12 protein-coding genes and 1 rRNA gene are annotated in these 13,928 nt (G+C 55.4%); 4 read left to right on the forward strand and 9 right to left on the reverse strand.

Features of this window, described 5'->3' with window-relative positions:
• Positions 1 to 23: 23 nt before the first annotated feature.
• Positions 24 to 139: ribosomal RNA gene (gene rrf / locus AC13D2_RS04140) — 5S ribosomal RNA — on the forward strand.
• 43 nt (positions 140 to 182) lie between these two features.
• Here rrf and AC13D2_RS04145 read toward each other — a convergent pair.
• The 9 genes from AC13D2_RS04145 to AC13D2_RS04185 form a co-directional block, all read right to left on the reverse strand.
• A complete protein-coding gene (locus AC13D2_RS04145; protein WP_292049506.1) occupies positions 183 to 926 on the reverse strand; it encodes a response regulator in 744 nt (247 codons plus the stop codon).
• Between the two features lie 33 nt (positions 927 to 959).
• The gene (locus AC13D2_RS04150; RefSeq protein WP_482938248.1) at positions 960 to 1,676 is read right to left on the reverse strand and encodes a sensor histidine kinase; all 717 of its coding nucleotides are present in this window, start codon (positions 1,674 to 1,676) and stop codon (positions 960 to 962) included.
• Positions 1,673 to 3,313, reverse strand: coding sequence for a tetratricopeptide repeat protein (locus tag AC13D2_RS04155; RefSeq protein ID WP_482938249.1), 1,641 nt, complete (start codon positions 3,311 to 3,313; stop codon positions 1,673 to 1,675). The genes AC13D2_RS04150 and AC13D2_RS04155 overlap by 4 nt, the downstream gene beginning before the upstream one ends.
• Entirely contained in the window at positions 3,310 to 6,828 is a 3,519-nt protein-coding gene (locus tag AC13D2_RS04160; protein ID WP_300495574.1) for a hybrid sensor histidine kinase/response regulator, read from the reverse strand. Before AC13D2_RS04160 ends, AC13D2_RS04155 begins: the two co-directional genes overlap by 4 nt.
• Before the next feature lie 52 nt (positions 6,829 to 6,880).
• On the reverse strand, positions 6,881 to 7,387 hold the full coding sequence (locus AC13D2_RS04165; protein ID WP_292049502.1) for a hypothetical protein: 507 nt from the start codon (positions 7,385 to 7,387) through the stop codon (positions 6,881 to 6,883).
• Positions 7,388 to 7,485: 98 nt separating this feature from the next.
• Entirely contained in the window at positions 7,486 to 9,252 is a 1,767-nt protein-coding gene (locus tag AC13D2_RS04170) for a sodium:solute symporter family protein (protein WP_292049500.1), read from the reverse strand.
• Between the two features lie 6 nt (positions 9,253 to 9,258).
• Positions 9,259 to 9,522 (reverse strand): DUF4212 domain-containing protein, encoded by a 264-nt coding sequence (locus tag AC13D2_RS04175; protein WP_007154785.1) that lies wholly within the window; start codon positions 9,520 to 9,522, stop codon positions 9,259 to 9,261.
• Between the two features lie 208 nt (positions 9,523 to 9,730).
• Positions 9,731 to 10,441, reverse strand: coding sequence for a 3'-5' exonuclease (locus AC13D2_RS04180; protein WP_292049499.1), 711 nt, complete (start codon positions 10,439 to 10,441; stop codon positions 9,731 to 9,733).
• Positions 10,442 to 10,458: 17 nt separating this feature from the next.
• On the reverse strand, positions 10,459 to 12,375 hold the full coding sequence (locus tag AC13D2_RS04185; RefSeq protein ID WP_292049498.1) for a putative nucleotidyltransferase substrate binding domain-containing protein: 1,917 nt from the start codon (positions 12,373 to 12,375) through the stop codon (positions 10,459 to 10,461).
• 185 nt (positions 12,376 to 12,560) lie between these two features.
• On the opposite strand from AC13D2_RS04185, the gene smrA reads away from it, so the two are divergent.
• The 3 genes from smrA to AC13D2_RS04200 all read left to right on the forward strand — a co-directional run bounded on the left by smrA (position 12,561) and on the right by AC13D2_RS04200 (position 13,928).
• Positions 12,561 to 13,139, forward strand: coding sequence for a DNA endonuclease SmrA (gene smrA / locus AC13D2_RS04190; RefSeq protein WP_292049497.1), 579 nt, complete (start codon positions 12,561 to 12,563; stop codon positions 13,137 to 13,139).
• A 40-nt stretch (positions 13,140 to 13,179) separates the two neighbouring features.
• Positions 13,180 to 13,371, forward strand: a complete 192-nt coding sequence (locus AC13D2_RS04195; protein WP_292049496.1) for a hypothetical protein — start codon at positions 13,180 to 13,182, stop codon at positions 13,369 to 13,371.
• A 71-nt stretch (positions 13,372 to 13,442) separates the two neighbouring features.
• A complete protein-coding gene (locus AC13D2_RS04200; protein ID WP_300495590.1) occupies positions 13,443 to 13,928 on the forward strand; it encodes a (2Fe-2S)-binding protein in 486 nt (161 codons plus the stop codon).

Consider the following 13,928-nt stretch of genomic DNA (forward strand, 5'->3'; position numbering starts at 1 on the left):
CCACCCAGTGATCAACCGTTTTGCCTGACGACCATAGCGGTCTGGAACCACCTGATCCCATCCCGAACTCAGCCGTGAAACAGACCAGCGCCGATGGTAGTGTGGCTTCTGCCCATGTGAGAGTAGGTCATCGTCAGGCTCTTAATACCAAAAACCCCCGCGGCTTCGCCGACGGGGGTTTTTTATTGCCTGTCCGTTTCCACGAGGTCAACCAGGCTACCTACGATTTCCTGCATAACGGCCAGTTGTCCGTTCACGCTTTCAAGCACCGTCGACAGATCTCTCAATTCCAGGCCAAAGAAGAGAACGATCCCAGAAAGGCCAGCAATACCACCGAGCGCCAGCCACTTCAGCCGGTTGCGCTGCCTATCAAGGCCTTCCTGGTGCATGGCCTCCAATAAGGCAACAGTCTTGCGCAGGTGCCTGAGTTCGTCGTGGGTTTCTTCATAGGCGATCTCCAGGGTGGCGAGCCGTCCTGTCAGTCGTCTTGTGTAGCTTTGTTCAATGAGTTCGCCAGGGGTATTTTCGAATGGCGATAGGCCAGGTAAGGTGGAGGCATCAGTCAGGATAGCCTCGATAGTGGTAAGGAGCTGTTCCCGGTCAACCTGTTTTCCAATCACACCAGCGGCACCACGGGCCTTGGCATCCTGTCGGTATCGTTCTGCGCTCTGTGATGTGTACATGAAAACCGGGATGTGCCGTAGCTCAGAGTCTGCCTTGATCACGTCCAGAGCTTCTAAGCCATTCATTCCGGGCAAGAGGTGGTCCAGAAAGACCAGATCGAACGTCTGTTCACGTAGCTGTTCGAGGCCCTCTTCAGCGCTGGCGACGCCTTTTGTCGTCAGGTCGGCGCGTTCCAGCAGGCGGGCCAGGATGATGCGTGCGGTCGATGAATCATCGACAATTAATGCGTGACCTCGAGCCATTGATTCCCTTCCTGAAGTATTGGCTGTGTTCCATCATGGCAGCCAGATCTCGAATACGCCACCGCCCAGGCGGCCGTCATTGTGCAGTTTGATGTATCCGTGGCAGTTACCATTGCTATGAAGCTGGGCAACCGATGATGCGAAGAACAGCCCAAGACTGGTGCTTCCACTGTTGAAGTTCAGCGATTTGAAGCTGGGAGTTCCATTATGTTGCATGTTTTCCGGGTATCCGTCGCCGTTATCTTCGACGCCAATGACCAGAAACCCATTTTGCATCGCCGCTGTTAGTTTGATCATACTCTTGGTGTACCGGATGGCGTTATTGATGGTGTTATTGAGCACGCCGGTCAGCAGGTCCTCATCGAAGAAGCCGTTGATGTCATCGCATTCAATGGCCAGTTTGATACCCATACCCTCAAGAAGCGGCGTATGACGGGCCATATGCTGGGCGAGGAAGTCCGGAACGAAGTGTTCCTCGACGTGTGCAGACAGATTGTTTTCGCCAAGCCTGTAAATGCCCAGCAACTGCACCAGATCGTTGTGCATGCGTTCGGCTTCATACTGCAGGGTATTGAAACGCGGAGAGTCGCCGGTGGTGTCTGCCTGCTCCTGGCGGAGCTCGTCCAGGGAGTTCAGCAACATGCCGAGGGAATTCTTCATGTCGTGGACGGCAGAGGCCAGAACCATCGAAAAGTCGATGCTCTGTGCGCCCCGGGAGTGGGTCAACTCATCAGGATCATTCGTGGTCATGGCATCATTCCCTCCAGTTTCTTGCGCAAAGAGATCAGACGTCGGTGTTGGCGATGTTGCTCTGGCAGACTAGCGAGTTTTTCCAGGCATCTTTCACAGCGTTTCAAAAGCTCGCGATCACCTGATGCATCCTGATATTGTTTCATCAACACCTGTACCAGGTTCAAATTGAGAGCTGCGTGGGAGGGCACAATATCCAGTGCCCGATTGAACGTAGCTACGGCATCATCAAGATTGCCTGCCTCGAAGGCCTTGATACCGTCACGATTCAACGACCGGGCCTGTAGTTTCTGTCGAAAGCCCACAGGCTCATCGAGTAAACTCTCGATTTTCTGCAATAGTGGAGGGTTGTCGCTGCAGCGGATGGCAAGGGCGCTGAGCAGGTTTTTGGCGTCGTTTTCCCGGCCCAGACGGAACAGTGTCTTGGCGTAGTCAAGGCAGGCTTCGGGGGCCATCAGTTCAGGATCGAGTTCGTCCGCAATGCTGTCTAGAGCATTTTGGGCTTCATTTATTCGGTCCTGGCCGGCATGAACCCGGGACTCGACAATTCGGCTCCGTAGCTTGACGTCCTTTTCCCCGGCAAACCGCTTTTCCATGCGCCGGAGTATTGCCAGAGCTTCGTCCGCATGGGCTGCACCCTCATTCGACGACTCTCCTTCACTGAGGTCAGACAGTGACTGACCCAACGCAAGATAGTGTTCGGAGTTATCGTGTACCGAGTAGGTGCCAAGGCTGACGGTCTGTCGCCAGGCGTTGCATGCTGTCGGTATATCCTGATTGGATGAGGCCAAGATGGCCAGGTGCTTGTGCCGTAGCAGGGCGTTAGGGGAGTGCTCTGCCGCCGTCTCAAGAATTTGCTGAGACTGAATGGGCCGGCCCTGTTTTTCGAGAGCTTCGGCAAGAAGGTCATACGCTTCCATGTAATCCGGATGTTCGAACACCAACTCTTTCAGGGTTGCCGCCGCGTCTTCGTAATTCTGGTTGGCAATCAGGATCTTGCCACGACCAAGCCTTGCCCAGGACAAATCGCGCTGGCTCAGTACGTCGTCATGGATTTTCAGGGCATGGCTGAAGTCTCCAACCTGGTAGTAGAGGTCTGCCAGCGTTTTCATAAGCCAGGTCTTGTAGCGGGGTTGCGAGGGTAGCGTCTGCAGGCAGAGAGAAATGGCTTCGGGGAAATTTTCCCGATCGATCTCCCGGTTGATGGGAAGCAGGGCATTGCGTTGTGCGATAAGGCCACCCAGTCGCTTTTCAAGCATGGCGCGGTTGATAGGTTTGGTGAGGTAGCCGTCAGGTTGGTATTCCCGGGCGCCCATCACCATCTCCTTGGAGGTTTCGGCGGTCACCATCAAAAACAGCGAAGAGCGTTTCAGGAGTTTCTTGTACCGGAGCTCCTCAAGTATATGCTGGCCGTTCTTGCCCTCGCCCAGGTTGTAGTCGCAAAGCACCACGTCTACGTGGTTATAGGCACAATATTGGACGGCAGCAGAGGCGTTGGCGACTGACTCGATCTTGTCGGCGCCACAATTCCGCAAGATTTGCCGCATAGACAATCGAAAATTCTCGAAGTCGTCGACGATCAGGTAACTGAGTTTCCCGAAGCTGGTGCCGATGGCATTGCTAGTGGGTTTGGTCATGACCGTTTCTGTTTCAGCAACTTGTTAACCAGTGCTCGTAATGCGGCTGGCTTTACCGGTTTATAAAGGATCTGATATCCCCTGCTGATTGCATCCTCCCTGACGTCCGGAGCCATATAGCCGGTAATGAGTATGCCAGGTATATCATTGCTGATCTCGTCCCTCAATGAATCCATGGCATCGAGCCCATTCCGGTTATCATCCAATTGGTAGTCGGCCAATATGATGTCCGGTTTCGTACCGTTCAGCTTGTCCCGAGCATCCTCCAGGCTTTCGGCTGTCGTCACGTCACAGTGCCAGTTGTCCAACAAGGCGCTCATGCCGTGGAGGATAGCAGGATCATTGTCGATACAGACGACGTGAAGCCCCCCCAGGCTCGATACACGCCGCGACGCAGGTGCAGATTTGGTGGTGTTCTGATCACGATGCTCGGCCGGCGCAACTGGCACGGTGATGCTGAATACGCTGCCGAGTCCCTGAACCGACTGCACGTTTACCGGGTGATTCAGCATGCCACAGATGCGGTCGACAATCGCGAGCCCCAGACCAAGGCCTTTTTTGTCCCGACCCTGCTGAAAACGACGGAATTCCTCGAAGATGTGAGTAAGCTGGTCTTCTGGAATACCTGGCCCGGTATCCCACACCTCAATGCGGATATACCCTTTCAGGCGCCGACAGCCCAGTAGAATTTTCCCGCTTGGGGTGTAACGAATGGCGTTGGAAAGAAAATTCTGGATAACGCGCCGAAGCAGTTTCGAGTCTGACCGCACCCAGGCGCTGCTGGGGACAACATGAAGATCCAGGCCCTGGTCTTTTGCGATGGCAGAGAAGTCGGTTGCCAGGTGCCGCATGATCTCGTTGACCGGAAACACACCGATATCCGGTTCCAGTGCACCGGCGTCCAGCTTCGAGATGTCCAATAGGGTGCTGATGATTTCTTCGGCGGCTCCCAGCGAGCTGTCAATGTGGTCCACCAGTTCGGTCATTTCAGGGTCCCTGGCTTTTCCCGCCAGAGCGGACGTGAATAGCCGCGCGGCATTCAGGGGTTGGAGAAGGTCATGGCTTGCTGACGCCAGAAAGCGGGTTTTGCTCTGGTTGGCCTGTTCAGCCACGGATTTCGCCTTGAGCATCTGCTCGTTAATCACCTGAAGTTCCTGGGTGCGTTCCTTGACGCGCTGCTCCAGGTAGATATTGGTTTCTTTCAGTGCCTGTTCTGTCCGCCGCATGGCGGTGATGTCCTGGAAGGTGGTTACGTAACCACCGCCGGGAATCGGGCTACCGTCAATCCTCAGTACAGTGCCGTCCGGGCGTTGTCGCTCGTAGGACATCGGCTGACCCTCGCGCATGCTGGTGCAGCGATCAGCAATGACCTCGTCGATTCGTCTCGCTGGCAGATTGGCACTGGTCAGGTTGTACCGCATCAGGTCCTCCACCGGCCGGCCGACCCGGACGAAGCCTTTCGGGTAGCTGAATTGCTCCAGATAGCGATGGTTCCATACCACCAGCTGTTGTTGATGGTTGACGACGGATACACCCAGGCTGATGTTCTCTATTGCCGATTGCAGCAATTCCCGGCTGAAGGTCATGGCTTGCGAGGCTTCATCGACGATGCTGACAACGTCCTCTATCTGCATGTCCCGCCCGGTAAGCGTGGACTCCAGTACCACACGTGCCGTGGACGCCCCGATCACTGACGCCAGTTGCCGCTCAATGAATTTCATCAGGTGTGACGAAGCTGGCCTATGAGGGTGCAGTCGAATGGCATTGCGCCGCTCGTAGTTGCGGAAGATGGCTTCGGCTCGCTCTTCCCCCATGAAACGGTCGGAGATTGCCTGCAGGTCAGAGGTCATGATCTCGCCCTGCCAGCTCTGTTGCTGCGGCGTCTCCGCTCTCGGTTGGGGATCGTGGAAGAACGAGGCGATCTGGATCTTTTCCCGCACCCGTTGCCGGGTCAGCATGGAGAGAACGATGTAGGTAACGGTGTTGATGCCCAGGCTCCAGATAATTCCGTGGCTGGTCTGATCAAGTTCAGAACCGAAAAGAGCCGTGGGCCTTGTCCAGTTAATACCCCAAACGCCATGATCAATGAGGGTATCGCTCAACCAGCCGGTGGATGCCAGGGCGGGCAACAGCAGGGTATAGCACCACATCAGGAAACCGAGGCCAAGGCCCCAGACAGCGCCGGTATGGTTGCCCTTGCGCCAGAGAATACCGCCGACAAGTGCCGGACCGAACTGTGCCGCTGCAGCGAATGAGAGCAGGCCAAAGGCTGTGAGACTGTAATCTGCACCTGCCATGCGATAGAAACCATAAGCAGTGAGCAACACCACGAAGATAGCAACCCGTCGAATGCTGAGAAGCAGGTAGCTGAGATCCGAGCGTTTGTTCATGCGTGGGCGGAAGAACTTCAGCAGCGCCGGCATGATGATTTCGTTGCTGACCATGGTTGCGATGGCGACTGAACAGACGATGACCATTGCTGCAGCCGCTGATCCACCGCCCAGGAACGCCAGGATGGCGAGCCATTGCTCCCCGGCGAGAATTGGCAGGTTCAGGATCAGAATGTCCGGATCGGATGCACTGGCTTCCGGGGATAGCAGGCCTGCGGCCGCAATAGGCAGGACAAATGCGCTGGCGATAATCAGGTAAATCGGCATTGCCCAGCGGGCTGTTTCAAAATCCCGGTGGTCGGTGTTTTCCACCACCATCACATGAAATTGTCGGGGTAGGCAGATGATTGCGAGCATGGCCACCAGCGTCTGTGTAATAAAAGCCGGTGCTTCAACGCTGTCAGTGGTCAGGGTGCCAACGAGTCCTGCGCTGCGGACGTTGCTCCAGAGATCGCCGAAACCGCCATAGAGACCATAGATAACGAACAGGCCAACGGCCACGAAGGCCACGAGCTTTATCAATGATTCGAAGGCTACCGCCTGTATCATGCCCCGGTGATGTTCGGTCGATTCGAGGTGTCGGGTGCCGAACAGGACCGTAAATACCGCGAGGACCAGGGTGATATACCAGGCTGAGTCGTTCCATGCAGCGGTACTGAGTTCATTGGGCTCCACGCCTGTGTTTGACAGGACGCTAAAGCCCATGGAGATGGCTTTGAGTTGCAAGGCAATGTAGGGAACGCTGCCGATCAACGCAAAGACTGCCACCATTGCAGCGAGTGACTGGGATTTGCCGTAGCGGGACGCAATGAAGTCAGCGATGGAGGTGGTGTTGTTACGTTTGCTGATGAAAATGATCCGGCGAAGTAATGGGGCGCCAAAGATGAAAACGAGCAACGGGCCGAGATAGATCGGTAAAAAACCCAGACCTTCCTGGGTTGCCCGGCCTACAGCGCCATAAAACGTCCAGGAGGTGAAGTAGACCGCCAGTGACAAAGCGTAGATGTGGGTTCTTGCCAGTCGACGGCGGTAAAGACCCGGCTGTTTGTCGCCGGCCCAGGCAATGATAAAAAGAATCGAAATGTAGGTGATGGAGATTAAAACCAGCAACCAGGCACTAATCATAGTTCGCTCTTTTTATTCTACCCGGGACTGTCGGGGTTCATTGAGTTTATCGTTATCCGCTGCAAACGGTGTTCAGCAGTTTGTCCTGCGGATCCAGCTCCTTCATGTTATCAAGCCTTGGAGCACCGTCCGAACCCAGTGGTACGAGTTCGTGGGTACTGCAGTTGAGAATATGAACCCTATGGGAGACGGCGTCGGTCATCTTCTGCTCGAAACGATACAGAGTGAATCGCACTACGTTCGGATTTGAGGGGGTTTCGCTGATGCTCTTGGTATCCACTGTCGAGAAAGCGTTGATGTAAGGGAAGAAAAACGTCCACGGGCGCCAGAGTATGCCGTTGCTCTCCGTATCCACAATGATAGCCTCTTCGGGCATCAGGGACTGTTTCTGTTCAAACCAGGTGTACTCGGTATAAATGAGATACCCCAGCATGCCGGCTCCGGCAAATACTGGGATGATCCACTTCGGCGCCAGGTTACGGGTCGCGGCCCGAATACCAAGTGCAATACCTGCGGCGCCCAGGCCGCAAAAGGCGGTAGCGACAAACGTCCAGAACATAAAAAGGGTTTCCTTAAAAAAGAACGGGCTCCCTCTCAGAGGAAGCCCGTTCATCATCAACCTTCTAATTCATTCAATGAATCAGGCTGATTCGTTGCTTAGTGGTCGTGAGCCTGACTCGCACCACGTGGGTAGCGGACGCTTTCAACCAGTTCCTGAATCTCAACGGGCGGTTCTTCAGTTGCGTTGGACACAATGAAGGCTACCGCAAAGTTGACGATAGCACCAATGGCACCGATAGACAGCGGCGAAATGCCCAGAACCCAGTTTTCAGGGGTGTCTGCCAGATTGTTGGTGCCCGGAATGAACAGCCAACCTTTGTACACAAAAATGTACGAAAGGGTAAAGGCCAGGCCGGTCAGCATACCGGCGATCGCGCCAATATTGTTAACCCGCTTGGAGAAGATACCCATCATCAGTGCCGGGAACAGCGAGGCTGCCGCAATACCGAACGCCAATGCCACTACCTGTGCTGCGAACCCCGGGGGATTGGCGCCAAGATAGGTGGCTACCACTATGGCAACAGCCATTGAAATACGGGCGGCCATCAACTCGCCTTTCTCCGTGATATTGGGATTAATCGAGCCTTTGATCAGGTCGTGACTGACTGCCGACGATATTGCCAACAACAGACCGGCCGCCGTGGACAGGGCTGCTGCCAGACCACCGGCGGCGATCAGGCCGATAACCCATCCTGGCAGATTGGCGATTTCCGGGTTGGCCAGTACCAGGATATCCCGGTTAACCACCAGCTCGTTGCCTTCCCAGCCACGGGCCTGAGCCGTGCTTTCAAACTCTGGCGAGTCGTTGTACAGCTGGATACGACCGTCTTCGTTCTTGTCGGTGAACTGAATCAGTCCGGTTACTTCCCACTCTTTGATCCAGTTGGGACGCTCATCGTACTGGATCGGCTCGGCTTGAGTGCCTTCCGGGTAGATGGTTGTCATCAGGTTCAAACGAGCCATAGAAGCAACGGCAGGCGCAGTCAGGTAAAGCAGGGCGATGAAAACAAGCGCCCAGCCTGCAGACCAGCGTGCATCAGCCACTTTTGGCACAGTGAAGAACCGGATAATAACGTGGGGCAGGCCAGCGGTACCGATCATCAGGGTCAGGGTGAACAGAACCATGTTCAGTTTATTGTCCACATCAGCGGTGTACTCGTTGAAGCCGAGATCCGTGATGACCTGATTCAGTTTGTCCAGAATCGGCATGCCGGAATCCACGTGAGTGGAAAACAGACCAAGTGGAGGCAGGGCGTTACCGGTCAACTGCAGGGAGATGAAGACGGCAGGAATGGTGTACGCAGTAATCAGTACGCAGTACTGAGCCACCTGAGTGTAGGTAATACCTTTCATGCCGCCGAGCACGGCATACGCAAATACCACGATGGCAGCGATAATCAGACCCATGGTGGCGTCTACTTCCAGGAAGCGAGAGAAGGCTACGCCGGCACCCGCCATTTGACCGATAACGTAGGTCACGGACGCCACGATCAGGCAGATAACCGCTACGAGGCGGGCATTCTTGCTGTAGAAGCGGTCACCGATAAATTCGGGAACCGTAAACTTACCGAACTTGCGCAGGTAAGGTGCAAGAAGCATGGCCAGCAGAACATAACCGCCTGTCCAGCCCATCAGGAATGTAGAGTTTGCATAACCACCGGCGGCAATCAGGCCCGCCATGGAAATAAAGGATGCTGCGGACATCCAGTCAGCACCGATCGCCGCACCGTTGGTGATCGGGTGAACGCCGCCACCGGCAACGTAGAAGTCACTGGTACTACCGGCCTTCGCCCAGATGGCGATACCGATATAGAGGGCGAATGAGCCGCCCACAAATAATAGGTTAATGGCAAATTGACTCATTCGAACTTACTCCTCATGCACGTCGAATTTTTCATCGAGCTTGTTCATCCGCCAGGCGTAATGGAAGATCAACGCGATGAAAGTAAGAATCGAACCCTGTTGGGCGAACCAGAAGCCGAGGTCGGTTCCGCCAATGGGGATTCCGGCGAGCATGGGGCGAAGCAGTATCGCAAACCCATATGACACGAGGGCCCAGACAATAAGGCTCCCGAATATAAGACGAAGATTCGCCTTCCAGTAATTCACAGCATCGTAGTCATGACCTGACATAGGATCACTCCTGTGTTGTTGTTGTGGAGGTTGGTTGGGTTTTCTGTGAAGTGTTGGTTGTAGAGAAATTATTATTCATATAGTTCTTCTCCGACGTGATGTCCTATTCGACTTTACCCGTCAAGCGATAGATAGATATTGGCAAAAGGTCTAATTCTCAGTAATTTGAGGGATAAAGCGTCTACAAACGCGACACAGTTCCGGGGTTCTAGCCTCGCCGATGGATGTTCTTCAGTTGCCGGTGGTATTTCAGTTTTTCATTGAGGTCACGCAATGTGGTGACACCGCTTTTTCGTGCTTTGTTGATGACCGCAAGGGTTAATTCAGCGGTCACCATGGCATCGGCAGCGGCATGATGGCGGGCGCTGACTTCCAGGTCGAAAAAATCGGCCCAGTTGTCCAGGCCTTTGCCTCCGGTTTTGGAGTTGGGAAAGAAGGCAGGGAGCATCTCGGCTACATCGAGCCATGTGTGGAGCTGGGCGTAACTCAGTGTTTGCTTGAGAGCCTTTTCAAGGAATTTCTGGTCAAAGGCGGAATGGTAGGCAAGGATAGGGTCGCCATTCATCCATTCCAGCAGATGGAGCAGCGCGTCTTCAGTCTCATGCCCCTGTGTTAGGGCTTCCGGACCGATACCGTGGATGAGTACCGTTTCGCTGATGTCCAACTCTGGGCGACGCAGGATCAGATCAAACTGGTCGCCGAGGTCAATGGAGTTGTGCCGAATGGCCACCGCACCGATGGCGATGACATTGTCCTTTGCCGGGTTGAGCCCCGTGGTTTCCAGGTCCAGTACGATCAGTCGGCAGTCTGACAGGCGCTGGTCTCCGGCCGCCTTTGGCGTTGGCAAGTGTTCATGATCGGGACCACCGGTGCTGCCGGCCCTACGCCGTTCGATCCAGTTTTTGAACTGCTCCAGCATAAACGTTGGCCCGGTCTTCAGAGTTGGTAGGTGATTTCCAGTTTCTGCTGCAGGCGTTGTGCCTGGCGGAAGGATTCGCGAAGAATCCGGCGGTCCAGCGGGTTAAGGTCGTCCGGGTTTATATAATTGGACAAGGGCTCACCCAGGTCCAGCATTTCCTGGTGCGCCCTCATCCGAATAGCCTGTATCAGACTGTAGGCCTCTTGCCAGGCGTTGGCGTCTTTGGTGTCAAAGACACCTTTTATGGCGAGCTGCTGCATGCGCTCCAGTGTGTTGGCTGTACCGACACTATGGGCGAGGGCAAATACCCGAACGGCCTCCACAAAGGGAGCAAGTCCCTGGCGCTTCAGATCAAGTGTGTTTTTCTTGCCATCCGGGGCATAACGGAAGCTGCGGAACATGGTCAGAGGAGGTTTGCGGGTAATGGCGTTGCCCGCCAGCATCTTCTGGAACAGGTCGTTCTTGCGTATGCGCGTAAGCACTTTATCCAGTAACGTTTCCAATGGTTCCATCGGCCCGAAAACCGCCCGCATGTCGAGGAAGATCGAGGAGTACACCAGGTTCTGTGGGGTGGAGGCATCGATAAACCGGGCAAACCAGTCATCCCACTCCCCGCCGCTGAGACACAGTTTGGGGTTGCTGGCCATGATATTGCCTTTGCACAGTGTAAAGCCGCATTCCGCCAACTCCTTGTTGACAGTTTCCGCGAAGGGCAACAGTTTTTCCCTGACCTGTTCCTCGGTCATTCCCTCCGGTGTCTGGAACAGAATGCCGTTATCCTGATCCGTCAGCAGGGTTTGCTCCTGCCGACCTTCGCTGCCGAACGTCAGCCAGGTGAAAGGGATGCCTGGGTCGTTCTTCTTGATATTCAGTTCCAGCACCCGTCTCACAGTAACGTCGTTCAGGGTGGTGATGATTTTCACCACCTGGCCGGAATCGGCTCCGTGGGCGAGCATGGCGTCCACCAGTCGGGACACATCCTTACGGAGGCTGACAAGGGTGCGGAGATGGCTGGCAGTGCCAATGGTCCTGGCAAGATTGACGAGATCGACGCGCTGAAGGGAGAACAGATCACGCTCGGATACCATGCCAATCAGTCGATGCTCGTCATCCACCACGCAGATGTGGGCGAAATGATGCTCTGCCATCAGCATGGCGGCTTCAAAAGCATCAGCGTTGGCCGTCAGGCAGCAGGGGTTCTTGGTCATGACCTGGCCGACGGGCGTATCCAGTGGGCCTTTTTCCTCCGCTACCATGGTGCGCAGGTCCCTAAGGGTGAATATGCCCGTGGGATGCCGTTTATCATCGGTAATCACGATGCTGCCGACACTGTTCTCGTGCATGCGCGCAACCGCTTTTCGGACTGGCAGGTCCGGAGAGCAGACGATGGGGTTGCGAATGGCGTAACGTTCCAGCGGCGTGTCCAGCGAGTTGCTGGAGCCAATGGAGGCCATGGCGCCGGTCTGTATACGCTGGTTCACCTGATCAAGAAGGCTGCTTACACCACGCAGGCAGAAATCGCGAAAGGGGTCACTCTGCGAGAACAGCATGACAAAGGTGTCGTGTTCAATGCTCAGGCAGAAGGTGTCTCCGGAAGCGCGATGCAGTGTGCGAGTGGGGCGTTCTCCAATCAGTGCGGCCAATGGAAAACATTCGCCCTGGCTTATTTCAAAGGTGGTTTCGGTTTCTCCGTCCTTGTCTCGCTCCCGTTCGCCGCGGATGCGCCCCTGTTTGACCACGTAGAACCGTTCTACCGTGCCATCGTCCGGTGACAGCACAACATCGCCATCGGCGTAGAATCTCAGCGAGGCGTGCTCGGCATAATGGGCCAGATGTGCATCGTCCATGTTTGAAAAAGGCGAATGCTCCCGCAGAAATGCCATGATGGCACGGGTATTCTGGGGGCGTGCACTGTCTTGCGATGCGGCAGTCATAATCGCGGTCCGTTGTCGTTCTTATGAGCCTGAAGTGTAGACCAACCGTCTGTTTACCGGCCCTACGATGTTTGTCTGAGCGCGGGCCAGCCCCGTCCCGGCAGCGGGTAGGGCAAGGGGCCTCCTTTATGATGGGTGAGCCGGGTGGTAAAGTCCATGCAACTTCGACTGTAAATGATATCGCCATGACAACCAAAGATGAGCGCCTGAGCTTCCTGGAGGAAATGAAGGATGTCCGCCGTATCCGGAAGCCGAACAAAGCCGATGTTAAAGCCCCAAAGGATTTGACCCCAGGGCACCTTGAGCGTCAGCGGTCCGCCATAGATCAGCCGCACAGGGACTGCAATCCTTTGACGGCGGATATGGTCGAGCCCCTGACGGCGCACGATGTTCTCTGTTGGCAGCGGCCCGGTGTGCAGCATGGCGTATTCCGTAAGCTCCGTCTTGGGCAATACCCGATCGAAGCGCGCCTGGACCTGCATCGAATGACCGTCGAAGAAGCACGTCGGGACGTGTTTGGCTTCATCAATGATTGCGTGCGCTATGGGCTTCGATCCGTCATTATTCTCCACGGTAAGGGAGAGCGTAACCCCGATGGCATCGCCCAGCTCAAGAGTTACCTGGCCAAATGGCTGCCAGAGCTGGATGATGTGCTGGCGTTTCATTCGGCCCAGAAGCGCCATGGCGGCACTGGTGCCGTCTATGTCATGGTCCGCAAGGGCGACCGCGACAAACAGCGTAACCGTGAGATTCACGGATCCTGACTATTCACCCAACGCCGATAAAATCGGTTCGGAGGTAAGTGTGAAGCAACTGATGTTGGTACTTTTCGTGGTAGCGGCACTGGCCGGGTGCAAAGACCGGGTTATCTGGAATGACAACGGCAAGGTGGAAGAGGCAACAACCGACCGCGAGGTCTGGGATTCCGAGGGCAAAATGGAAACCGGCGAACGGAAGATCTGGACTGATAAGGACGGCAACGACGTCATCAAGTAAGAACGTTCAGCGTTCATAATAATAAAACTAGTCTGGGGCAAGGGCTCCGGGCAGCAGGGGAGAGAACAACCATGGCCGTGAGCCTTACCGTCAATGGCCGGGAGCGAATGCTCGACGTAGACAGCGATACCCCGCTGCTATGGGTGATTCGCGATGAACTCGGACTGAAAGGCACCAAATTTGGATGCGGCATGGGGCTCTGCGGCGCCTGTACCGTGCACCTGAACGGGCACCCCGTGCGTTCCTGCTCCACCCCGGTTGAATTGGCCGACGGTGGGGATGTGACGACCATCGAAGGTCTGTCGCAGGATGGAAATCTGCATCCCTTGCAAAAGGCATGGGTCGAACATGGTGTGCCCCAGTGTGGCTACTGCCAGTCCGGCCAGATCATGAGCGCAGCGCACCTGTTGCAGCACAACAACGCTCCCTCCCGCGATGATATTGTTGCCGCCGTAAGCGGAAATCTCTGCCGTTGCGGTACCTATTCCCGCATCGTTGCGGCGGTTGAGTCCGTGGTTGGTGATGGCGCAGCCCGTCCCGATCGGGGGGAAGGGTAA

Source organism: Marinobacter sp. B-12 (assembly GCF_056857915.1).